The organism is Pseudomonas donghuensis, from assembly GCF_000696345.2.
Taxonomy (GTDB): domain Bacteria; phylum Pseudomonadota; class Gammaproteobacteria; order Pseudomonadales; family Pseudomonadaceae; genus Aquipseudomonas; species Aquipseudomonas donghuensis.
In genome coordinates this window covers 4,160,868-4,182,084 of record NZ_CP071706.1, presented here as the reverse complement: position 1 = coordinate 4,182,084, position 21,217 = coordinate 4,160,868, and the positions used below count along the sequence as shown (strand labels likewise).

At 62.3% G+C, this 21,217-nt stretch carries 19 protein-coding genes and 5 tRNA genes; 15 read left to right on the top strand and 9 right to left on the bottom strand.

The window, feature by feature from the left end:
- Window positions 1-3 precede the first annotated feature (3 nt).
- Window positions 4-753 (top strand): sulfite exporter TauE/SafE family protein, encoded by a 750-nt coding sequence (locus BV82_RS19440; RefSeq protein ID WP_010226303.1) that lies wholly within the window; start codon window positions 4-6, stop codon window positions 751-753.
- On the opposite strand, the gene BV82_RS19435 is transcribed toward BV82_RS19440, so the two are convergent.
- Window positions 743-1,597, bottom strand: a complete 855-nt coding sequence (locus BV82_RS19435) for a LysR family transcriptional regulator (RefSeq protein ID WP_010226302.1) — start codon at window positions 1,595-1,597, stop codon at window positions 743-745. The genes BV82_RS19440 and BV82_RS19435 overlap by 11 nt on opposite strands.
- A 97-nt stretch (window positions 1,598-1,694) precedes the next feature.
- On the opposite strand from BV82_RS19435, the gene BV82_RS19430 reads away from it, so the two are divergent.
- Window positions 1,695-1,925 carry a DUF1127 domain-containing protein gene (locus BV82_RS19430; protein ID WP_010226301.1) on the top strand — a complete coding sequence of 77 codons (231 nt, stop codon included), beginning with the start codon at window positions 1,695-1,697 and terminating at the stop codon, window positions 1,923-1,925.
- Between the two features lie 58 nt (window positions 1,926-1,983).
- A complete protein-coding gene (locus BV82_RS19425; RefSeq protein WP_036996505.1) occupies window positions 1,984-3,225 on the top strand; it encodes a winged helix-turn-helix domain-containing protein in 1,242 nt (413 codons plus the stop codon).
- On the opposite strand, the gene BV82_RS19420 is transcribed toward BV82_RS19425, so the two are convergent.
- Window positions 3,206-4,552, bottom strand: coding sequence for a class II 3-deoxy-7-phosphoheptulonate synthase (locus BV82_RS19420; protein WP_036996504.1), 1,347 nt, complete (start codon window positions 4,550-4,552; stop codon window positions 3,206-3,208). The genes BV82_RS19425 and BV82_RS19420 overlap by 20 nt on opposite strands.
- Window positions 4,553-4,681: 129 nt before the next feature.
- On the opposite strand from BV82_RS19420, the gene BV82_RS19415 reads away from it, so the two are divergent.
- Window positions 4,682-5,437 (top strand): spermidine synthase, encoded by a 756-nt coding sequence (locus BV82_RS19415; protein WP_010226296.1) that lies wholly within the window; start codon window positions 4,682-4,684, stop codon window positions 5,435-5,437.
- A gap of 356 nt (window positions 5,438-5,793) precedes the next feature.
- Window positions 5,794-7,455 carry a DEAD/DEAH box helicase gene (locus BV82_RS19410; protein ID WP_036996503.1) on the top strand — a complete coding sequence of 554 codons (1,662 nt, stop codon included), beginning with the start codon at window positions 5,794-5,796 and terminating at the stop codon, window positions 7,453-7,455.
- 149 nt (window positions 7,456-7,604) lie between these two features.
- On the opposite strand, the gene BV82_RS19405 is transcribed toward BV82_RS19410, so the two are convergent.
- The gene (locus BV82_RS19405) at window positions 7,605-8,372 is read right to left on the bottom strand and encodes a DODA-type extradiol aromatic ring-opening family dioxygenase (protein ID WP_036996502.1); all 768 of its coding nucleotides are present in this window, start codon (window positions 8,370-8,372) and stop codon (window positions 7,605-7,607) included.
- A 104-nt stretch (window positions 8,373-8,476) separates the two neighbouring features.
- On the opposite strand from BV82_RS19405, the gene BV82_RS19400 reads away from it, so the two are divergent.
- On the top strand, window positions 8,477-9,127 hold the full coding sequence (locus BV82_RS19400; RefSeq protein ID WP_036996501.1) for a thiopurine S-methyltransferase: 651 nt from the start codon (window positions 8,477-8,479) through the stop codon (window positions 9,125-9,127).
- A 48-nt stretch (window positions 9,128-9,175) separates the two neighbouring features.
- Here BV82_RS19400 and htpX read toward each other — a convergent pair whose 3' ends face one another.
- Both htpX and BV82_RS19390 read right to left on the bottom strand, forming a co-directional pair.
- Window positions 9,176-10,063, bottom strand: coding sequence for a protease HtpX (gene htpX / locus BV82_RS19395; RefSeq protein ID WP_036996500.1), 888 nt, complete (start codon window positions 10,061-10,063; stop codon window positions 9,176-9,178).
- Between the two features lie 225 nt (window positions 10,064-10,288).
- Window positions 10,289-11,500 carry a pyridoxal phosphate-dependent aminotransferase gene (locus BV82_RS19390; protein ID WP_010226289.1) on the bottom strand — a complete coding sequence of 404 codons (1,212 nt, stop codon included), beginning with the start codon at window positions 11,498-11,500 and terminating at the stop codon, window positions 10,289-10,291.
- A 167-nt stretch (window positions 11,501-11,667) separates the two neighbouring features.
- On the opposite strand from BV82_RS19390, the gene msrB reads away from it, so the two are divergent.
- Together msrB and BV82_RS19380 are read left to right on the top strand one after the other, a co-directional pair.
- Window positions 11,668-12,060, top strand: a complete 393-nt coding sequence (gene msrB, locus BV82_RS19385; RefSeq protein WP_036996498.1) for a peptide-methionine (R)-S-oxide reductase MsrB — start codon at window positions 11,668-11,670, stop codon at window positions 12,058-12,060.
- Between the two features lie 16 nt (window positions 12,061-12,076).
- The gene (locus BV82_RS19380) at window positions 12,077-12,562 is read left to right on the top strand and encodes a glutathione peroxidase (protein WP_036996497.1); all 486 of its coding nucleotides are present in this window, start codon (window positions 12,077-12,079) and stop codon (window positions 12,560-12,562) included.
- On the opposite strand, the gene BV82_RS19375 is transcribed toward BV82_RS19380, so the two are convergent.
- Complete coding sequence (locus tag BV82_RS19375; RefSeq protein WP_174242302.1) at window positions 12,555-14,915, bottom strand: response regulator; 2,361 nt, start codon at window positions 14,913-14,915, stop codon at window positions 12,555-12,557. The two genes, BV82_RS19380 and BV82_RS19375, sit on opposite strands and share 8 nt — an antisense overlap.
- Before the next feature lie 82 nt (window positions 14,916-14,997).
- Here BV82_RS19375 and BV82_RS19370 point away from each other — a divergent pair, with 82 nt between their 5' ends.
- Window positions 14,998-15,888, top strand: coding sequence for an ATP-binding protein (locus BV82_RS19370; RefSeq protein ID WP_010226285.1), 891 nt, complete (start codon window positions 14,998-15,000; stop codon window positions 15,886-15,888).
- Window positions 15,885-16,367, top strand: coding sequence for a GAF domain-containing protein (locus BV82_RS19365; RefSeq protein WP_010226283.1), 483 nt, complete (start codon window positions 15,885-15,887; stop codon window positions 16,365-16,367). Before BV82_RS19370 ends, BV82_RS19365 begins: the two co-directional genes overlap by 4 nt.
- A gap of 103 nt (window positions 16,368-16,470) precedes the next feature.
- Here BV82_RS19365 and BV82_RS19360 read toward each other — a convergent pair whose 3' ends face one another.
- Window positions 16,471-17,238, bottom strand: coding sequence for a hypothetical protein (locus BV82_RS19360; protein ID WP_010226281.1), 768 nt, complete (start codon window positions 17,236-17,238; stop codon window positions 16,471-16,473).
- Window positions 17,239-17,574: 336 nt separating this feature from the next.
- On the opposite strand from BV82_RS19360, the gene BV82_RS19355 reads away from it, so the two are divergent.
- The 5 genes from BV82_RS19355 to BV82_RS19335 all read left to right on the top strand — a co-directional run bounded on the left by BV82_RS19355 (window position 17,575) and on the right by BV82_RS19335 (window position 18,155).
- Window positions 17,575-17,650 (top strand) — tRNA-Glu (locus BV82_RS19355).
- Window positions 17,651-17,652: 2 nt separating this feature from the next.
- Window positions 17,653-17,728, top strand: a tRNA-Gly gene (locus BV82_RS19350).
- Window positions 17,729-17,831: 103 nt separating this feature from the next.
- Window positions 17,832-17,907 (top strand) — tRNA-Glu (locus tag BV82_RS19345).
- A 5-nt stretch (window positions 17,908-17,912) separates the two neighbouring features.
- A tRNA-Gly gene (locus BV82_RS19340) sits at window positions 17,913-17,988 on the top strand.
- Window positions 17,989-18,079: 91 nt separating this feature from the next.
- Window positions 18,080-18,155 (top strand) — tRNA-Gly (locus tag BV82_RS19335).
- Between the two features lie 103 nt (window positions 18,156-18,258).
- Here the strand turns inward: BV82_RS19335 and BV82_RS19330 are convergent.
- Window positions 18,259-18,666: a PA2817 family protein gene (locus tag BV82_RS19330; protein WP_010223202.1), complete on the bottom strand. Its 408-nt coding sequence runs from the start codon at window positions 18,664-18,666 to the stop codon at window positions 18,259-18,261.
- 68 nt (window positions 18,667-18,734) lie between these two features.
- Window positions 18,735-21,182: an acyl-CoA dehydrogenase gene (locus BV82_RS19325; RefSeq protein WP_010223203.1), complete on the bottom strand. Its 2,448-nt coding sequence runs from the start codon at window positions 21,180-21,182 to the stop codon at window positions 18,735-18,737.
- Between the last annotated feature and the right edge of the window lie 35 nt (window positions 21,183-21,217).

The window sequence follows — 21,217 nt, the reverse complement described above, 5'->3', positions numbered from 1 at the left end:
GCAATGATCGAGTGGGCGATGTACATAGCGCTGGGCGCGGCACTGGGCACGGTGGGCGGGTTGTTCGGCATCGGTGGCGGGCTGATCGCGATTCCGGCGCTGGGGGTGTTGTTCGGCCTCGACCAGCAACTGGCCCAAGGCACCGCGCTGGTGATGGTGGTACCGAATGTGTTGCTGGCGCTGTGGCGGTATCACCAGCGAAATCGCATCGAACTCAAACATGCCTTGCCGCTGGCCGCGACCAGCTTTGTTTTCGCCTGGCTCGGTTCGATCTGGGCGGTGGGTGTGGATGCCCAGGCCATGCGCTTTGGCTTTGTGCTGTTCTTGGTGGCGCTGGCCGCCTGGAACCTGGCGCGGATGTTCATGCGTACGGCGCAGCCGTCCAGCGAGCTGCGCCAGCCCTGGCCGTGGCTGGGCGTGCTGGGCAGCGGCGCCGGGGTGCTGGGCGGCTTGTTCGGGGTCGGTGGGGCAGTGGTGGCGACCCCGGTGCTGACCAGCGTGTTCGGCACCACCCAGGTGGTTGCTCAGGGGTTGTCACTGGCCCTGGCAGCCCCCAGTACTGCCGTCACCTTGCTGACTTACGGCGTGCATCAGCATGTGCAGTGGAGCATGGGCATCCCGCTGGCTATCGGTGGCCTGCTGAGCATCAGCTGGGGTGTGAAACTGGCTCACGCCCTGCCGGAAAGAGTCCTGCGTTCACTGTTTTGTGGGTTTCTGGTGCTCTGTGCGGTGATGCTGGCCTTCAAGATCTGAAGCCTTCGATGATGTAGTCGGCCAGGCAGTCGGTCATTTCCGACTGCGTGGTGCGATTGCGCAGCAGCATGATGCTGGCGGTGGGCAAGGGTGGCAGGCCTTCGGCTTCGCCAATGATCTGCAGGTCGCTGGTGATCAGGCTCTGCAACTGCGCGGTGACCGCGAGGCCGGCACTGACCACGGCCATGATCGCCGCGGTGCTAGCGCTGGTGTAGGCGATCCGGTACTCCTTCTCGATGGCATCCAGGGCATTGCAGGCCCAGGTCCGGCAATAGCAATCGCAGTTGAACATCGCCAGCGGCAGAGGGTTGTGCTCATGCGGGCAGAAGCCCCGGGCTTGCACCCACACTGCGCGCTCGCGGCGCAGCAACTGGCCGATTTCGTTGCCCGGTTCGCGGGTGATGATGGTCAGGTCCAGGTCCTGGCGTTGCATCAACTGCCGCGAGCTTTCGCAGTGCACTTCGACCTGAACCAACGGGTAGGCCTGGGCGAAACTGGACAGGATGCCCGGCAAAAAGCGCATGGCGTAGTCGTCCGGCGTACCTATGCGCACCACCCCGACCATGTGCGGCATGCGCAGGGTATTGAACACCTCGCCGTGCAGCTTGAGGATGCGCCGGGCGTAGCCGAGCAGCACCTGGCCCTCGGCAGTCAGGCGCACCTGGCGGCCATCGCGCTCGAACAGCTGGCGCTGGATGATGTCCTCCTCCAGGCGCTTCATCTGCATGCTCACCGCCGACTGGGTACGATTGACCACTTCGCCAGCACGGGTGAAGCCGCCGTGTTCGGCAATGGCGACGAAGGTGCGCAGCACGTCGGAATCGATACTCTGGTACTGGGACAAGGCATCAATCTCCTAGATGTATTACATAAGAAACATTCGTTGGATTGATCTTATGCCGGGTCTGACACTGTCGTCATCCCAACAGGAGGGTAAGACGATGAAAGGTCAGAAATCGCTTGTTCTGCAGTACTCAACGTCCCAGCACAGCTGGTTTTACCAGCTCACCCACGTCGCGGCCCAACGGCTGATGCGTTGGCGCCAACTGCACCGCGAGCGCCGCGAACTGGCGCGCCTGAGCGATGCGGCACTGGACGATATCGGTCTTAGTCGGGCGGATATCCTGCGCGAGGTGGAGCGGCCATTCTGGGAGGATCCACTGAAAAAATGAGTCGCATCATCGAGGTGCCACGACTAGTGTAAGTGGGCTTGTTCACAAGGAGCCGGGCATGCCCACCACACAGTCCCTTTCCCTGGCCCAGGCGCGCCGCCTGGCGCTGTCGGCACAAGGCTTCAACACTCGCCAGACAAGCGCGTCGATGGGGGCCGCGCAGCTGCAGCGGATGATCGAACGCCTGGGGGTGGTGCAGATCGACTCGGTCAATGCCCTGGTACGCTCCCACTACCTTCCGCTGTTTTCCCGTCTTGGCAGTTATCCACAGGCGCTGCTTGATCAACTGGCCTGGGGCCGCAACCGTCAACGCAAACTCTTCGAGTACTGGGGTCATGAGGCCTCGCTGCTGCCGCTCTCGCTGTACCCGTTGCTGCGCTGGCGCATGGACCGTGCGCGTCAGGGCCAGGGCATCTATCAACAGCTGGCGCGCTTTGGCCGCGAGCAGCAAGCGACCATCGCCCGGGTGCTGGCGGCGGTGACCGAACAGGGCGCTCTGGGCGCGGGCAGCCTGTCGACCCGCCAGGAGCGTGCCGGCCCGTGGTGGGACTGGAGCGCTGAAAAGCACGCGCTGGAGTGGCTGTTTGCCGCGGGATTGGTCAATGTCGCCGGTAGGCGCGGTTTCGAGCGCCTGTACGATTTACCCGAGCGGGTGCTGCCGGCGGCATTGCTTGAGCAACCGCCAATGAATGAGGCCGACGCGCAACGCGGACTGTTACTGCATGCCGCGGGTGCGTTGGGGGTGGCTGCCGAGAAGGACCTGCGAGACTACTTTCGCCTGGCCCCCGGCGATAGCCGCGCACGGCTGGCCGAGTTGGTCGAGGAGGGAGCATTGCAGGCCTGTGCGGTGCAGGGCTGGACGCAAGCGGCATACTGCCTGGGTTCGCCACGGGTGCCGCGCAAGGTGAGCAGCAGCGCCTTGCTTTCGCCCTTTGACTCGCTGGTCTGGGAGCGGGAGCGCACCGAGCGTCTGTTTGATTTCCGCTACCGGTTGGAGATCTACACGCCTGCGCACAAGCGGGTGTATGGCTATTACGTGCTGCCGTTCCTGCACAACGAACGCATTGCCGCACGGGTCGACCTGCGTGCCGAGCGCGCTAACGATTGCCTGACGGTACACGCGGTGCATGAAGAACAGGCGGGGCTGGATGAGGCGGGCATGCAGGCCCTGGCTGAAAGCCTGCAGCGCATGGCCGCCTGGCTGGGCCTGGCCGAGGTGCAGTTGAACTGCCCGCGTGCCAGTGCCGCACGCTTGCGCGAGGCGCTGGCACGCAGTGACCTCAGCGACGTACCTGCTTGAGGGTTTCGGCAATCAGGAAGGCCAGCTCCAGTGACTGATCGGCGTTCATCCGCGGGTCGCAATGGGTGTGGTAGCGGTCGGAGAGGGCGTCTTCGGTGATTGGCCGGGCGCCGCCGATGCACTCGGTGACGTTCTGCCCGGTCATTTCGATATGAATCCCCCCGGCATGGCTGCCTTCGGCCTGATGGACCTGGAAGAACTGCTTGACCTCGCTGAGGATCTGGGCGAAATCGCGGGTCTTGTAACCGCTGCTGGCCTTGATGGTGTTGGCGTGCATCGGGTCGCAGCTCCACAGCACCTGGCGCCCTTCGCGCTCGACGTTGCGGATCAGGGCCGGCAGATGTTCGCCGACCTTGTTCGCCCCCATGCGCACGATCAGGTTGAGGCGGCCGGGGTCGTTGTCCGGGTTGAGCACGTCGATCAGGCGAATCAGCTCTTCGCTGTTCATGCTCGGGCCGACCTTGACCCCGATCGGGTTGTTCACCCCGCGCAGGAACTCGACATGGGCGCCATCGAGCTGGCGGGTGCGGTCGCCGATCCAGAGCATGTGCGCCGAGCAGTCGTAATAGTCGTTGGTCAGGCTGTCGCGACGGACGAAGGCTTCTTCATAGTTCAGCAGCAGCGCTTCGTGGGCGGTGAAGAAGCTGGTTTCGCGCAACTGCGGCGAGCTGTCCAGGCCGCAGGCGCGCATGAAGGCCAGGGTTTCGTCGATGCGGTCAGCCAGCTGGCTGTACTTTTCTGCCAGCGCCGAGTTGGCGATGAAGTCCAGGTTCCACTTGTGTACCTGATGCAGGTCGGCGAAACCGCCCTGGGCAAAGGCGCGCAGCAGATTGAGGCTGGCAGTGGACTGGTGGTAGGCCTGCAGCAGGCGCTCCGGGTCCGGGATCCGGCTCTTTTCATCGAAGCCGATGCCGTTGACGATGTCGCCGCGGTAGGCCGGCAGGGTGACGCCGTCAATGGTTTCATCGCCTGCCGAGCGCGGCTTGGCGAACTGCCCGGCCATGCGCCCGACCTTGACCACCGGGCAACCGGCGGCAAAGGTCATGACAATGGCCATTTGCAGCAGCACCGTGAAGGTGTCACGAATCTTGGCTGCCGAGAACTCGGCGAAACTCTCGGCGCAATCGCCGCCTTGCAGCAGGAACGCGCGGCCCTGGGTGACCTCGGCGAACTGACGGCGCAGTTCCCGGGCCTCGCCGGCAAAGACCAGCGGCGGGTAGCTGGCCAGGGTCTGCTCGACCTTGAGCAGGTGCGCGGCATCGGGGTAGCTCGGTTGTTGCTGGATCGGCAGGGCGCGCCAGCTGTCAGGACTCCAGGGGTGGTTCATCACGGGCTCGATCTGGTCGGAAAAGGGCTGTCTGCCATGTTAACAGGTGCCACGTACCTTGTTGCACTGGCGCCATTGACGGACAATGGCGGTTTTTGCTTGGTACAGCGGCGCCTGCCGGGAGACAGCATGACAGAGGAACGGGTAGAGCGGCTGCTGGCCCAGGTCCACGATCAGTACGGCACCATCAGTGTGCTGGAAGTCGATGACTATCGCTTTCTCGAATTTGGCGAGGCGATCGAGCAGAGCTGTGTGTTCACCGCCGACCCGAGCTGGCTGGAGTACGACTACACCCGGGCCATGCTGATTGGCGCGCTGGCCCACCCCGAACCCGAGAGCGCGCTGTTTCTGGGCCTGGGGGCCGGTACCCTGACCCAGGCGTGCCTCAAGTTCCTGCCGCTGGAAGACGTCGAAGCCATCGAACTGCGCCCGGATGTGCCGCGCCTGGCCATCGAGTACATGGGCCTGGATGATGATCCGCGCCTTTATATCCGCATTGGCGATGCGATGGAGCTGCTGGAAACCGCCGAGTCCGCTGACTTGATTTTCGTCGACCTGTACACCGATCATGGCCCGGGTGTTGCGCACCTGGCCTGGCGTTTTCTGGAGGATTGCCAGCAGCGTCTGAATCCCGGTGGCTGGCTGGTGATCAACCAATGGGCCAGCGATGACGGCAAGCCGTTGGGCGCTGCGTTGTTGCGCGGGCTCTACCATCGTCATTACTGGGAACTGCCGGTCAAGGAGGGTAACGTCATCCTCATGGTGCCGGCTGACCTTGAGCAGCAGCTCGATCTGCCCGGCCTCACCGCCAGGGCCGAGGCGCTGGCGCCACAACTGGGCTACTCGTTGCAACCGCTGATCGGCGCGATCCGCCCGGCGTCCTGAGGCGCGTCACTGGGTCACTGGCGGAAAATCGATTCAGCCGCCGGTGCGGTTATCTTCCCGGGCCCGCCTTGGCGTGGCCTGGCGCTGGCGTGGTTGATTAAAAAAAACTCCCGTGAATTGCGAATTCAGGTATAGTACGCGCCGGTCTTTCACCGGACCTCGTTTAAGGTAGTGCAATTCCCCGAAGCCAGCTTCGGCTGCGCGTCCGCCCCGCGGACTCTCCTTGACGTTCCTTTTTTTCTTCAATCGTTTTCGCAAATCCCCGCCGACAAAGCTGCCAGGGTGACCTTCGGGTCTTACAAGGCATGTGCAGCTTTGGAGCATGGGTCTTTGCGGATGCACTTAGAGGCAGACCCATGACCCAGGAAACCGGCGGCTTCGCCGCTCTCGAACTTCATCCGAGCATTGTTGCTGCAGTGCTGGCTACCGGCTACGAAGAGCCGTCCGCCATTCAGCAGCAATCGATCCCGATTATTCTCGCTGGTCACGACATGATCGGTCAGGCGCAGACCGGTACCGGTAAAACCGCTGCCTTCGCTCTGCCAATCCTGCACCGCATCGACCCGAGCAAGCGCGAGCCGCAAGCCCTGATCCTGGCGCCAACCCGTGAGTTGGCGCTGCAAGTAGCCACCGCTTTCGAAACCTACGCCAAGCAGATGCCGGGCGTAACCGTGGTGGCCGTGTACGGTGGTGCCCCGATGGGCCCACAACTGAAAGCTATCCGTAACGGCGCGCAAATCGTCGTTGCTACCCCGGGCCGTCTGTGCGACCACCTGCGTCGCGACGAGAAGGTCCTGGCGACCGTCAACCACCTGGTGCTCGACGAAGCCGACGAAATGCTCAAGCTGGGCTTCATGGATGACCTCGAAGTGATCTTCAAGGCCATGCCGGAAAGCCGTCAGACCGTGCTGTTCTCGGCCACCCTGCCTGCTTCGATCCGTGCCATCGCCGAGCGCCACCTGCGCGAGCCGAAGCACGTCAAGATCCAGAGCAAGACCCAGACCGTCACCGCCATTGAACAAGCCCACCTGATGGTCCACGCCGACCAGAAGGTTTCCGCTGTCCTGCGCCTGCTGGAAGTGGAAGAGTTCGACGCGCTGATCGCCTTCGTGCGGACCAAGCAAGCCACCCTGGACCTGGCCAGCGCCCTGGAAGCCAAAGGCTACAAAGCCGCTGCGCTGAACGGTGACATTGCCCAGAACCAGCGTGAGCGCGTGATCGACTCGCTCAAGGATGGCCGTCTGGACATCGTCGTCGCCACCGACGTCGCTGCCCGTGGCCTGGACGTACCGCGCATCACTCACGTGTTCAACGTCGACATGCCGTATGACCCTGAGTCCTACGTTCACCGTATCGGCCGTACCGGCCGTGCGGGTCGTGAAGGCCGTGCGCTGCTGCTGGTTACCCCGCGCGAGCGTCGCATGCTGCAGGTGATCGAGCGTGTGACCGGTCAGAAAGTTGCCGAAGTTCGCCTGCCGAACGCTCAGGCCGTTCTCGATGCCCGCATCAAGAAGCTGACCAACAGCTTGGCGCCGTTGGTTGCCGATGCTGAGTCGACCCACGGTGATCTGCTTGATCGCCTGACTGCCGACATCGGTTGCAGCCCACGTGCCCTGGCCGCTGCCCTGCTGCGCAAGGCTACCAACGGTCAGGCCCTGACCCTGGAAGCCGTCGAGAAAGAGCAGCCGCTGGTTCCGACCTACACCCCGCGTGAGCGCACTGGCGATCGTCCAGAGCGTGGCGAGCGTGAGCGTCGTGCACCGATGCCGCTGGGCGAAGGTCGTGCTCGCTGCCGTACCGCGCTGGGCGCGCGTGACGGTATCGCCGCCAAGAACCTGCTGGGCGCCATCCTCAACGAAGGCGGCCTGGCCCGCGAAGCCATCGGCCGCATCCAGGTGCGCGACAGCTTCAGCCTGGTCGAGCTGCCGGAAGAAGGCCTGGAGCGTCTGCTGACCAAGCTCAAGGACACTCGTGTTGCCGGCAAGCAGCTGAAGCTGCGCCGTTACCGCGAAGACTGATCCGCGAGCGATAAAAAAATCCCCGACTGGTTCGGGGATTTTTTTTGCCTGTGCCAAGCTGTGGCGCTGTCCGTGGGAGCAACTGTCTGTAGTGGGAGCGTGCATCTACCCTGTGGGAGCCGGTCTTGCCAGCGATCAAGCGCGCAGGATCAGTCGAACCGGTAGATATCCATCCCCAGCGCCCCGAGCGTAAACCCCTGGTGGGCAATCCCGAAGCGCCCACCTGCACCCCGGGCGAAGTACAGCGGCAACAAGTGCTCATCGCTCGGATGGTTGCGCACTGCAAACGGCGCCCGCTGGCGGTAGTCATGCAGGGCAGGGGTGTCGTCGGCTGCCAGCTTGTCGATCATCCAGTCACGAAATGCCAGGGCCCAGGGCTCGACGCTGTCCGGGCCGGCCTGCCAATCCAGTTCGCGCAGGTTGTGGGTAATGCTGCCTGAGCCGATCAGCAGGATGCCTTCTTCGCGCAGCCCGGACAGCGCTTTGCCCATCCGTTCCTGCAGTTGTGGGCCCAGCTGGCTGGGTAGTGAAACCTGTACCACGGGAATGTCGGCGGCCGGGTACATCAGCGACAAGGGTACCCAGGCGCCATGATCGAACGGTCGCTTGGGGTCCAGGCGGGCCGGCAGGCCGGCATCGCACAGCAGGTGTTTGAGGCGTTCGGCCAGCGCCGGCTCGCCGGGCGCGGGGTATTGCACGGCAAACAGGGCGGCGGGAAAACCGCCGAAGTCATGCCAGGTCTCGGGGTGGGGATGGCTGGATACCCACAGCTCGCGGCTCTCCCAGTGCGCGGAGACCACCACGATGGCCTTGGGTCGCGCTAGTTGCCTTGCCAGGCGCTGCAGGGCCGGGCCGCTGGCGCCTGGCTCGAGGGCGAGCATCGGCGAGCCATGAGAAATAAACAGGCTGGGCAGCATGGGGAGCGTCCTGAAGGTTAAGATGGGGCTATCTTCAGGCAGATCATTGATCTAATTCCAATATAAGTTTTTGCATAATCTGATCGAATAATTCGAGGTATGCCATGCAGGCAGAGTTCTGGCACAAGCGCTGGGCAGACAACCAGATCGGCTTTCATCAGGGGCAGGTCAACAGCTATCTGCAACAATATTGGCCGGCCCTGGGCCTGGCGTCCGGCAGCAAGGTGCTGGTGCCCCTGTGCGGCAAAAGCCTGGACCTGGCCTGGCTGGCCGGGCAGGGCCATCGGGTGCTCGGCATCGAGCTTTCCCAGCGTGCCGTGGAGGACTTTTTCAGCGAGCAGCAGTTACAGCCTGAGGTCGCTCAGCAAGGTGTGTTCACGACCTATCGCAGCGGTAATCTGGAGCTTTGGTGCGGAGATTTCTTTGCCCTGAATGCTGACGATATCGCTGACTGCAGTGCGCTGTATGACCGAGCGGCGCTGATCGCCTTGCCGCCGGCGTTGCGCGAGCGCTATGCGGCGCTGCTCAGCGGGTGCCTGGCGCAAGGTTGCCAGGGGCTGTTGATCACCATGGATTACGACCAGGCCCTGCTGCCGGGGCCGCCCTTTGCCGTGGTCGATGCAGAGGTGCAGCAGTTGTTTGCTGACTGGCAGCCTCTTGAGCTGGAGGCGCGGGACATTCTCGTCGAAAGCCCCAAGTTCGTTCAGGCCGCAGTGCCGCAGCTGTCCGAGCGGGTGTACCGCCTGCAGCGCTGAAATGCAAAAGGGCGACCGAAGTCGCCCTTTTTTGTTACCGGTGTCCGATCAGCCGCGACGGCGCAGGGCTTCGATACGGTCTTCCAGCGGCGGGTGGCTCATCAGCAGGCCAGCCAGGCCCTGCTTGAGGCCGCCATTGATGCCGAAGGCATTGAGGGTGTCGGGCATGTGCACCGGCACGCCTTGTTCCGAGCGCAGGCGCTGCAGGGCGCCGATCATTGCGTTGGTGCCGGCCAGGCGGGCACCGGCTTCGTCGGCGCGGAACTCGCGTTTGCGCGAGAACCACATGACGATGATGCTGGCCAGAATGCCCAGTACCAGTTCGGCGACGATGGTTGCAATGTAGTAGGCAATGCCCTGGCCTTCTTCGTTCTTGAAAATCACCTTGTCGACGAAGTTGCCGATGATGCGGGCAAAGAACATCACGAAGGTGTTGACCACGCCTTGCACCAGGGCCAGGGTGACCATGTCGCCGTTGGCCACGTGGCCGATTTCGTGGGCCAGTACGGCGCGCACTTCATCGGGCGAAAAACGCTCGAGCAGGCCCTGGCTGACCGCTACCAGGGCATCGTTGCGGTTCCAGCCGGTGGCGAAGGCGTTGGCCTCGTAAGCCGGGAAGATACCGACTTCCGGCATCTTGATGCCGGCTTCGCGGGACAGCTCCTCGACGGTCTGCAGCAGCCATTGTTCGTGGCGGGTGCGCGGTTGGCTGATGATCTGGGTGCCGGTGCTCATCTTCGCCATCCACTTGGAGATGAACAGCGAGATCAGCGAGCCGGCAAAGCCGAATACCGCGCAGAAAATCAGCAGCTGGTCGAGTTTGAGGTCAACCCCGTTGGCCGCCATGAACCCGTTGAAGCCAAACAGGCTCAGGGTAATGCTGGCAATCAGCACAACCGCGAGGTTGGTGGCCACAAACAGTAAGATGCGCATCATGGTTGTTACGTTCTCCTGACGGATAAAAGTGTCACGTATGCGGGGTATATAAGGTGCGCGCTGCGGTGATTCAACCGGGCGACTATTTCAAACTGTGTACTTGCCTGTATTACAGACGAATTCCAGCAACCCGCACGCCAGAGCGGCGGGTGATATCAGTGCTGAAAACTCGGTGTGTAAGGTCTGCGCCGCTAATGGCGCAGACGATTCCATATCAACGGTAGGTTACTGCTGATATGTCTTCAGGAAGTTTCCGATACGGCCAATGGCCTGCTCCAGGTCGTCGACCCGGGGCAGGGTCACCACGCGGAAGTGGTCCGGCCACGGCCAGTTGAAGGCTGTCCCCTGAACGATCAGCAGTTTCTCCGAGAGCAGCAGGTCGAGGACGAATTTCTCGTCGTTGTGGATCGGGCAGACCTTCGGATCGATGCGCGGGAACGCATACAGCGCGCCCATCGGCTTGACGCAACTGACCCCGGGAATGCTGTTGAGCAGCTCCCAGGTACGGTTGCGCTGCTCGAGCAGGCGGCCTTGCGGCAGCACCAGGTCGTTGATGCTCTGGTAGCCACCGAGGGCGGTCTGGATCGCGTGCTGGCTCGGCACGTTGGCGCACAGGCGCATGTTGGCCAGCATGTCGATGCCTTCGATGTAGCTCTGGGCGTGATGCTTGGGCCCGGAGATGGCCAGCCAGCCGGAACGGAAACCCGCCACCCGGTAGGACTTGGACAGGCCGTTGAAGGTCAGGCAAAGCAGGTCCGGCGCCAGCGAGGCGGTGCTGATGTGCACGGCTTCGTCGTAGAGGATCTTGTCGTAGATCTCGTCGGAGAACACCACCAGGTTGTGCTGGCGGGCCAGTTCGAGCATACCCAGCAGTAGCTCGCGCGAGTACACCGCGCCGGTCGGGTTGTTCGGGTTGATGATCACCAGGGCCTTGGTGTTGGAGGTGATCTTGGCCTTGATGTCGTCCAGGTCCGGGAACCAGTCGGCCTGCTCGTCGCACAGGTAGTGCACCGGGTTGCCGCCGGCCAGGCTTACCGCGGCGGTCCACAGCGGATAGTCCGGAGCCGGGATCAGCACTTCGTCGCCATTGTTGAGCAGCGCCTGCATCGACATCACGATCAGTTCGGAGACGCCGTTGCCCAGATAGATGTCTTCAATGCCGACACCTTCTACCTGCTTTTGCTGGTAGTACTGCATGACCGCCTTGCGCGCGCTGAACAGGCCTTTGGAGTCGCTGTAGCCCTGGGCGGTCGGCAGGTTGCGGATCACGTCCTGGAGGATCTCGTCCGGCGCCTCGAAACCAAAGGGTGCCGGGTTGCCGATGTTCAGCTTGAGGATGCGATGGCCTTCCTCTTCCAGGCGTTTGGCGTGCTTGAGCACCGGGCCGCGAATGTCGTAGCAGACATTGGCGAGCTTGTTCGATTTGCTGACCTGCATGATGTGATCCCGATTAGAAAAGATCGCCGCGCAATGCGCTGTGAAAACGTTTGATATGCGTGTGACGCGGGTGCCAGACTGATGTCTGATGAGGCGCAATAATATACGTGCCGCCCGCCCTGTGGAAAAGCCATGGCGCGGGGTTTTTGGACAGATGAGGCCTGATGATGGAAAAACTCGAGAAAACCCTCGAAGAATGGCGCGCCATGCTCGACCCCGAGCAGTACAACGTGTGCCGCCTGAAGGGCACCGAGCGGCCGTTCAGCGGCAAGTACAATGGCACCAAGACCGACGGCGTCTACCATTGCATCTGCTGCAGCGAAGCGCTGTTCGATTCGAAAGCCAAATTTGACTCCGGATGCGGCTGGCCCAGTTTTTACGAGCCGATTGCCGACAGCGCGATGATCGAGATTCGCGACACCTCCCACGGTATGATCCGCACCGAGGTGACCTGCGCCAAGTGTGACGCCCACCTGGGGCACGTGTTCCCTGACGGCCCGCCGCCGACCGGGCTACGCTATTGCATCAACTCGGTCTGCCTGGACCTGGTGCCCCGCTGATAAAAGGAGAAAGGTCATGGCCGACGCAATGCTGAAGATCCCCTGCATTACCCTCACCGGTGAGCAAAAAGCCCTGGCCGATTACCCCGCCAAGGCGCTACTGGTGGTCAACACCGCCAGCCAGTGCGGTTTTACTCCGCAGTACAAAGGCCTGGAGCAGCTCTGGCAGCGTTATCGCGAACAGGGGCTGGTGGTGCTGGGCTTTCCCTGCAATCAGTTCGGCAAGCAGGAACCCGGTGATGCGCAGGAGATCGCGCAGTTCTGCGAGCTCAACTTCGGTGTCAGCTTCCCGTTGTTTCGCAAGATCGAGGTCAACGGCAGCGGTGCCCATCCGTTGTTCGTCGAGTTGAAAAAGCGCGCGCCCGGTTTGTTCGGCTTGCAAGGGATCAAGTGGAACTTCACCAAGTTCCTGATTGATCCGGCCACCGGCAAGGTCAGCCGCTATGCGCCAAGCACCAAGCCGGACGCCTTGACCGGCTCGATCGAAAAGCTGCTCAGGTAGCCTTCAGCGGCACCCAGTGATCGATCAGCGCCAGCAGTTCTTCGCGGCGAAACGGTTTGGCCAGGTAATCACTCATCCCCGCTGCCCGGCAACGTTCGCGTTCCTCGGGCATGGCGTTGGCGGTCAGGGCGACGATCGGCAGGTCTGGCCAGCGTCCGCTCTGGCGGATGCGCCGGCTGGCTTCGTAGCCGTCCATCACTGGCATGTTGCAGTCCATCAGCACCAGGTCGAATGGTGCCTGTTCCAGCTGTTCCAGGGCTTCGGCGCCATGGGCGGCAACGCTGACCTCGCAGCCGAGCTTGGCCAGCATGCCCTTGGCCACCAATTGATTCACCGGGTTGTCCTCGACCAGCAGGATGCGCGCGCGCCGTTCACTGTGCTGGGCGCCGTCCAATGGGGACTGGTTGATGTTGTCGGTGCCATGCAGGGTGCGCCGCAGCGTCTGATACAGGGCATTGCGCGCCAGCGGTCGCGCCTGCTGCTGCAACGGCGCCAGGTGTGCGGCCTGTTCACCGGGCAGGAAGTTGCCATAGGCGGTCACCAGCAGAATCGGCGCGCTGATCTGCGGGCGCAGGCTGAACAGGCAGTCCAGGTCGTCGGTGATCAGCAGATCTGGCTGTGCCTGCCCAAGTTGCGTCGGATGATCGTAGCGCTGGTAGTCCAGGCCCCAGCCGGGCAGCAGGGTGAGCAACAGTTCGGCCAGGCCGCTGCTGGCATTACTGATTGCGGCAACGCTACCCTGCAACGGTTGTGCAGGGACTGCCGGGGTGTGGCTGGGCAAGGGCAATTCGGCGCTGAACTGGCTACCGAAACCGGCTTCGGAGCTGATGCTCAGGCGCCCCTGCATGGCTTCGCAGAGGTTGTTGGTGAGCGCCAGCCCCAGGCCGGTACCGCCGTACTGGCGTGTGATTCCGGCACCGGCCTGGGTGAAGGGCTGGAAGATCCGCACCTGGGCTTCACTGGGGATGCCGATGCCGGTATCGCAGACGTCCAGGCGAATACCGCCGGGGTAGCTGGTCAGGCGCACATCGACACGGCCGAAGCGGGTGAATTTCAAGGCATTGGACAGCAGGTTGCTGACGATCTGCCGCACCCGGGTTGGGTCGCCGAGTACCATCGAGGGAAACAGCGGATCGATCAGGCAGGTCAGCTCGACACTCGGTGCGGCGTTCTGCGACAGCAGATTGGCGGTGTCTTCGACCAGGGCGCCGAGGTCGAAGGGGATGCGCTCGAGTTCAAGCTGCCCGGCGTCGAACTTGGACAGGTCGAGAATATCGTTGAGCAGCTCGACCAGCACTTTTCCCGAGTCGTGGGCGATCGACAGCTGTTGACGTTGCTCGGCATTGAGCGGGCTGTCCAGGGACAGGGCGATCATGCCCAGCAGGCCATTGAGCGGCGTGCGAATTTCGTGGCTCATGTTGGCCAGGAAGGCCGCGCGGGCCTGAGCCATGTCCAGGGCGCGGCGCCGGGCGACTTCGAGCTCTTCATTGGACTGGCTCAGACGGGTGTTGCTGGCCTTGAGCTCATTGGTGCGCGCCGAGACGATGTTCTCCAGTTCGTTGAGGTAATCGGTCAGGCGGTTTTCGGCGTTGCGCCGTTGCTGGATCTCGGTGGCCATGCTGACGAACTGCTGGTTGGCGACCTTGACCAGCACGCCGATCTCGTCGAGTTCATGGCCCGGTGGGAACGACAGCTTGGACTGCGACGGATTGCGTGAGTCGCTGTTGCTCAAGGCCCTGATCACCCGTACCAGCGGTTGGGTCAGCATGATGTAGAACAGGCCGAGAAGAATGCCGGTCAGAATCAGGCTGCGGATGAAACCGTTGAGCAAGGTGACTTCGGCACGCTTGAGAAAGCGGCTGCCGAAGGCAAAAGTGTCGACGTCCAGGAACAGCGTGCCCAGGGACTCGTCGGGCATATGGCTGAGAAACAGCCGGTCCTGGAACTGGCGTGACTCACTGAAGAGGAAATCGCTGATCAGCCGGTAGCTGCTTTCCTGGCGTGGGCGCTGAACATCGGCGAGTACGGTGTCGTTGTTGTCGATCAGCCAGGCGCGGGTGATCGCCGGCGATTGCAGCAAGCCGCGGGTCAGCTCCTGGGCCAGCTCGGCATCGATGTTGTACGCGATGCGCGAGGCCGGGTTATGGCTGATTTCCAGCAGCGACAGCATCTCGCGGTTGATAGAGGCGTCTTCACTGGCATAATCGATACCGATCTGGATGAGACTGAGCAATGTACCCAGGATGAAGCCGACCAGGACCGTCAGCCGGGCTTGCTTGTAGGACAGGCGATTGGTGAACTTGATATCCATGAGTCCCGAGCCAGTTTCACATTCCGTGCGCTGCGCAAGCATAGCCGATCAGTCCCGGCTGCTGGCACGCCCTGTCACACATTCAGCTATGCCTTTGTCCTTGCAACTGTCTTGAGGAAATCTTGTGGACTCTCGTTTGAATGCTTTTCTGGAACGTGCAGAAACCGTGCTTGCCCGCCTTGAGCCCTTGTTGCCGGCGGTGCGTGCGAACATCGACTGGTCGCAATGCCTGGCTGCGCGCTGGCAGCGTGATGGCCGTAGCGGCTACCTGTTGCCGCTGGAGGTCAGCCTCGACATGCGCCTGTCCGACCTGATCGGTGTCGATCAGCAGCGCGAGCAACTGGGGCGCAACACCCGCCAGTTTCTTGATGGCATGCCTGCCAACCATGCACTGCTCTGGGGTTCGCGCGGTACCGGCAAGTCATCGCTGGTGCGAGCGTTGCTGGCCGAGCATGCCGAGGCCGGCCTGCGCCTGATCGAAATCGAGCGTGATCACCTGGCCGACTTGCCGCGGGTGGTTGAGCAACTGCAGAAACTGCCGCAACGCTTCGTGCTGTTCTGCGATGACCTGTCGTTCGAAGCCGGGGAGGGCGATTACCGGGTGCTCAAGAGCGTGCTCGATGGCTCGCTGGAGCAGGCCCCGGATAACGTGCTGCTGTACGCTACCTCGAACCGCCGCCACCTGGTGCCGGAGAAACAGAGCGACAACGAAAACTGGAAGATGGTCGACGGCGAGCTGCACCCCAACGAGGCGGTGGAAGACAAGATTGCCCTGTCTGACCGCTTCGGCCTGTGGCTGTCGTTTTACCCCTTCACCCAGGAGCACTTCCTCAACGTGGTCGAACACTGGATCGGCCAGCTGGCCCGGCGCGCGGAGCTGGTCTGGAGCCGCGATGAGGAGCTGGACATTCTCGCTGTACGCTGGGCGACCGGCCGCGGCAACCGTAACGGCCGATGCGCCTACCAGTTCGCCCGCTATTGGGTCGGGCTGAAACTGTTGGAGCAAAAACCATGATCGACCTCAACGCTACCGGCGCTGGCCTCGAAGGCTACGGCCTGCTGGCGGCCCAGCTGGAAGCCCTGTTTGCCGATGAGCGTGACTTCATTGCCAACGCCGCGCAGTTTTCGGCGTTCCTCTATAGCCAGGTCGATGACTTGAACTGGGCTGGCTTCTACCTCAATCGCAACGAGCAACTGGTGCTCGGGCCGTTTCAGGGGCAGGTGGCCTGTGTGCGTATTCCCTTCGGTCGCGGTGTATGCGGTGCGGCCGCGGCCAGCCGGGAAACCCAGCGGGTCGAAGACGTGCACGCATTTCCCGGGCACATTGCCTGTGACAGTGCATCGAACAGTGAGCTGGTGATTCCGCTGGTCAAGGACGGGCGCTTGATTGGCGTGCTGGACCTGGACAGCCCTAAGCTGGCGCGCTTCAGTGAGGTGGATCAGGCGGGGCTGGAGCGCTTGGCGGGGATCTTTCTGCGTTTGACTGATTGCTGACGAGCGCTTTGCACTCGATCGCCGGCAAGGCCGGCTCCCACAAGGTTCGGTGTATACAGGACCTGTGGGAGCCGGCCTTGCCGGCGATCGGGTCAACCAGAACTCAGTCGTAGATGACTTTCTTCTTCCAGTCTTCGGTGGTGTCGGTTTTCAGGCCTTCGGTCAAGGCGTTGGTTTCGTCCGCGGCCGGTTCCAGCTGGCTCAGCACCTGAGCGTTGGCGCGGGCCAACAGCTTCTCCATGTACTCGAGCTGCTCGCGGTAAACCGCCGGGTCCGGCTGCTTGCGCAAGTACTGCACGCCGCGCTCGAACGCCAGGCGTGCATGCCCTGGCTGGTTTTGCTGCAGCGCCTGCTGGCCGAGGTTGTTGAAGAACTCGATGTGCAGCAGTACCAGGATATGGCGGATTTCCTTGACCCAGTACTTGGCCTCGTTGGTCGGCAGGAAGCCTTCCTGAGCAGCACGGGTAATCTGGTTATGCATGCCTTCGAGCAGGAAGCGGACATCCTTGGCCCGGGCTTCGGTTTGAATCGGCATCGGCGGATTGTTCACCGGCAGCGCCTCACCCTTGGCGATCAGCCCTTCAAGCTCGGCAATCCGCGCCCGGATGTCGCGGCTGTGTTTGTCCAGGGCCAGTCGGCGCTGGTTGAGGTTGAGTTCCAGGCGGGTCAGTAGCAACTTGAGTGCCGGGGTCATCAACTGGCCAGGAAAGGTTTCGGTGATTTCGCCACAACGGCGCAAACGTTCGGCCAGCTCGATCTTCAGCCGGGCACGCTCGAGCTTGTTGTTCTCGACCACGTTGTTCAGGTAGCCGATCACGATCAATAACGCGATCCCCGCTACTATAAGCAGGGTGATCAGAAGTGGTGTCACCGTTAACGCCTCATACAGGATGATTTACTGTTTGAGTGTAGTGGCTAAGCTTTTAGCCGGATAGAGCTGTTTGGCAGTTGCCTGGGGGGTAGTTGATGGCCTTTTGCTTTCAACCTGCCGTGGCTGCTGGGCCGAAGGCGGGTAGGGCGTCAGAAAAAAAACGTCAAGCGTAAGGCGCGCGATGGCCTGGCAGAAGGCTGCAAAGCTTCGCGAAGTCATTGATTTAAATAAATTTATACAGAGGGGTTGACGGCTTATCAAAGCATCCCTAGAATGCGCGCCACTTGCAGCGTAAAGCACACAGCGAAACGCGGCAGGGAGTGAATGTTGTAGTGTGTCCCCTTCGTCTAGTGGCCTAGGACACCGCCCTTTCACGGCGGTAACAGGGGTTCGAGTCCCCTAGGGGACGCCAATGCGGGAATAGCTCAGTTGGTAGAGCACGACCTTGCCAAGGTCGGGGTCGCGAGTTCGAGTCTCGTTTCCCGCTCCAGTTTACAAAGGCTTTGCTTAACGGCAGGGCTTGTAAAAACCCAGCGTCAGATCTTAACGGTTTGAGTTGGTAACTGAAGCATGCATTGCATGTTTCGGGCGTCGTCCCCTTCGTCTAGTGGCCTAGGACACCGCCCTTTCACGGCGGTAACAGGGGTTCGAGTCCCCTAGGGGACGCCATTTTTGCGGGAATAGCTCAGTTGGTAGAGCACGACCTTGCCAAGGTCGGGGTCGCGAGTTCGAGTCTCGTTTCCCGCTCCAAATATGGTGCTCCAGCGTTTGATAACGCTGTAGTGATGGAACAAGGGCATCAGCGCTTGTTCTTGCCGGTTTGCCGGTCGCTACAAAATTTGCGGGAATAGCTCAGTTGGTAGAGCACGACCTTGCCAAGGTCGGGGTCGCGAGTTCGAGTCTCGTTTCCCGCTCCAAATAAAGAAACGCCGTTCATTTGAACGGCGTTTTTTTTCGTCTCGGTTTTAACCGCCACCTGCAGACGGCAGGACTGTTGTCAGCCCTGCGCGCCTGTAGCGCTTAATGCTTGCTGTCGTCGTCCGACATGCTCAGCAGCTGTTTTTCCTGATTCCAGTCGAAGGGCTCGTCATTCTGCTCGGCTTCGAAGCGGCGCTCTTCCAGTTCCTGGTACATGTCCAGCTCGTTCTCCGGCATGAAGTGCAGGCAGTCGCCGCCAAAGAACCACAGCAGGTCGCGCGGGACCAGGTGAGCGATTTGCGGGTAGCGCTGGATGACCTGGCAGATGATGTCCTGGCCAAGATAGGTGCTTTCCGGGTCGACCGGCAGTTGCAGCATCAGCTCGTCGAAGCGCTCCAGAAACAGCGCGTGGCTTTCTTCCGGTACCTGCTCGGCTTCGCCCAAGGCAACCAGGATGGTGCGCAGGTGGGTGAGCAGGGCGAGATGATATTCCAGGCGATCGGTAGCCATGCTGGCAATCCTCTTGAGCAAAAACGGGCGCGGGAGTATACGGCGCCCGGCGCCCGATGTCCCGGCTCTTAGCGAATCTTGCCGTCGGCCGGTAGCAGTTCCTCCTTGTTGAAGGCGTCCACATCGATCACCCGGCGGCGTGCCGTTTCAGCGGCATGCAGGCTTTGCGCCTCAACGGCTTGCAGCACGCCGGCATGCAGGGCAGCATCGATTACCGATTCGCCCGGGGCGGCGGCGACCTGGCCGCTCTTGAGTGCCTGCTGCAGCTTTTTGCGCAGCGGCTCGCTTGCGCTGAGTTGCTCGTAGGCCTGTTGCAGGGCCGCAACCGGGTCACCCTCCGCTTGCGGTCGGTAGCAACCGGCAAGCAGCTCTTCCAGGGCCGGGTCGCCCTTGGCGCGGCCAATCAGTTCGGCGATCTCGGCGTCCAGTTCATCGCTTGGCCCGCTGTGGCGGCGCCCGAACGGGAACACCACCAGGCGCAGGGCGCAACCGAGCAAGCGATTGGGGAAGTTGTCGAGCAGCCGGTCCAGGGCTTTTTCGGCTTGGCCGAGGCTTTCTTCCATGGCCCAGCGCAATAGCGGTTGCAGGTGCTCGGGCGAGTTCAGGTCGTGGTAACGCTTGAGTGCAGCCGAGCCCAGGTACAGGTGGCTGAGCACATCGCCCAGGCGCGCCGACAGACGTTCGCGGCGTTTGAGTTCGCCGCCGAGCAGCATCATGCACAGGTCCGCGAGCAGGGCGAAGGCCGCCGCCTGACGGTTGAGGGCGCGGAAGTAACCCTGGCTCAAGGCATCGCCCGGGACTTTCTCGAAGTGACCCAGGCCCAGGCCGAGGACCAGGGTGCTGGCGGCGTTGCCCACGGCAAAGCCGATGTGCTGCATGAGCAGTTGGTCGAACTCCTTGAGTGCCTGGTCGTGGTCTTCGCGGCCGGCCAAAGCCATTTCCTTGAGCACGAACGGATGGCAGCGAATCGCGCCCTGGCCGAAGATCATCAGGTTGCGCGAGAGGATGTTGGCACCCTCGACGGTAATAAAGATCGGCACGCCTTGCCAGTTGCGCCCCAGGTAGTTGTTCGGGCCCATGATGATGCCCTTGCCGCCATGCACATCCATGGCGTGCTGGATGCACTCACGGCCGCGCTCGGTGAGGTGGTACTTGAGGATCGCCGAGAGCACCGAGGGTTTCTCGCCCAGGTCCACGGCCTTGGCGGTGAGCAGGCGCGCGCTGTCCATCAGGAAGGCGTTGCCGCCGATGCGCGCGAGGGATTCCTGGATACCTTCGAAGGCCGCCAGTGGCACATTGAACTGCTCACGGATACGCGCATATTGGCCGGTGACCAGGCTGGTGTATTTGGCCGCGCCCGTGCCCACTGCCGGCAGGGAGATCGAGCGGCCCACCGACAGGCAGTTCATCAGCATCATCCAGCCCTTGCCGAGCATGTCCTGGCCGCCGATGAGGAAGTCCAGCGGCACGAACACATCCTTGCCGCTGTTGGGGCCGTTCATGAACGCCGCGCCCAACGGCAGGTGGCGCTTGCCGATCTCGACGCCAGGGATGTCGGTGGGGATCAGTGCCAGGCTGATGCCCAGTTCTTCCTTGTCGCCCAGCAGGTGTTCGGGGTCGTAGGCCTTGAAGGCAAGACCCAGCAGGGTGGCGACAGGGCCGAGGGTGATGTAGCGCTTTTCCCAGTTGAGGCGCAGGCCGATGACTTCCTCGCCTTGCCACTGGCCTTTGCAGATGACGCCGGTATCGGGCATGGCGCCAGCATCGGAGCCGGCCAGCGGACCGGTGAGGGCGAAGCAGGGGATCTCGTCACCACGGGCCAGGCGCGGCAGGTAGTGATTGCGCTGCTGGTCGGTACCATAGTGCAGTAGCAGTTCGGCCGGGCCGAGGGAGTTGGGCACCATGACTGTCGAGGCGAGGTCGCCGCTGCGGGTCGCCAGCTTCATCGCCACCTGCGAGTGGGCATAGGCCGAGAAACCCTTGCCGCCGTACTCCTTGGGGATGATCAAGGCGAAGAAGCCATGGCGCTTGATGTGCTCCCAGGCGGCGGGCGGCAGGTCCAGGTCCTGGCCGATCTGCCAGTCGCTGACCATGGCGCAGAGTGCTTCGGTGGGGCCATCGATAAAGGCCTGTTCTTCTTCGGTGAGTTCGGCCTTGGAATAGCCGAGCAGGGTGTTCCAGTCCGGGCGGCCGCTGAACAATTCGCCGTCCCACCACACGGTGCCGGCGTCGATGGCTTCGCGTTCAGTCTGCGACATCGGCGGCAGGGTACGCTGGAACCAGCCGAACAACGGTGCGCTGAGCACGTTGCGGCGCAGGTCGGGGAGCAGCAGCGGGGCGGCCACGGCGGCCAGCAACAGCCAGAAGATCGTCAGCAACCAGACCGGTGAATGGCTGAAAATGCCCATCGCCAGCAGGTACAGGGCGACGATGCCCAATGCTGGCAAGGCGGCAATGCGACGGTGGGCCAGGTAAGCCACGCCGATCACCAGGACCACTAACCACAACAGCAACATAGGAAGTTCCTCCGTGAAACATCAGGGCATTTCGC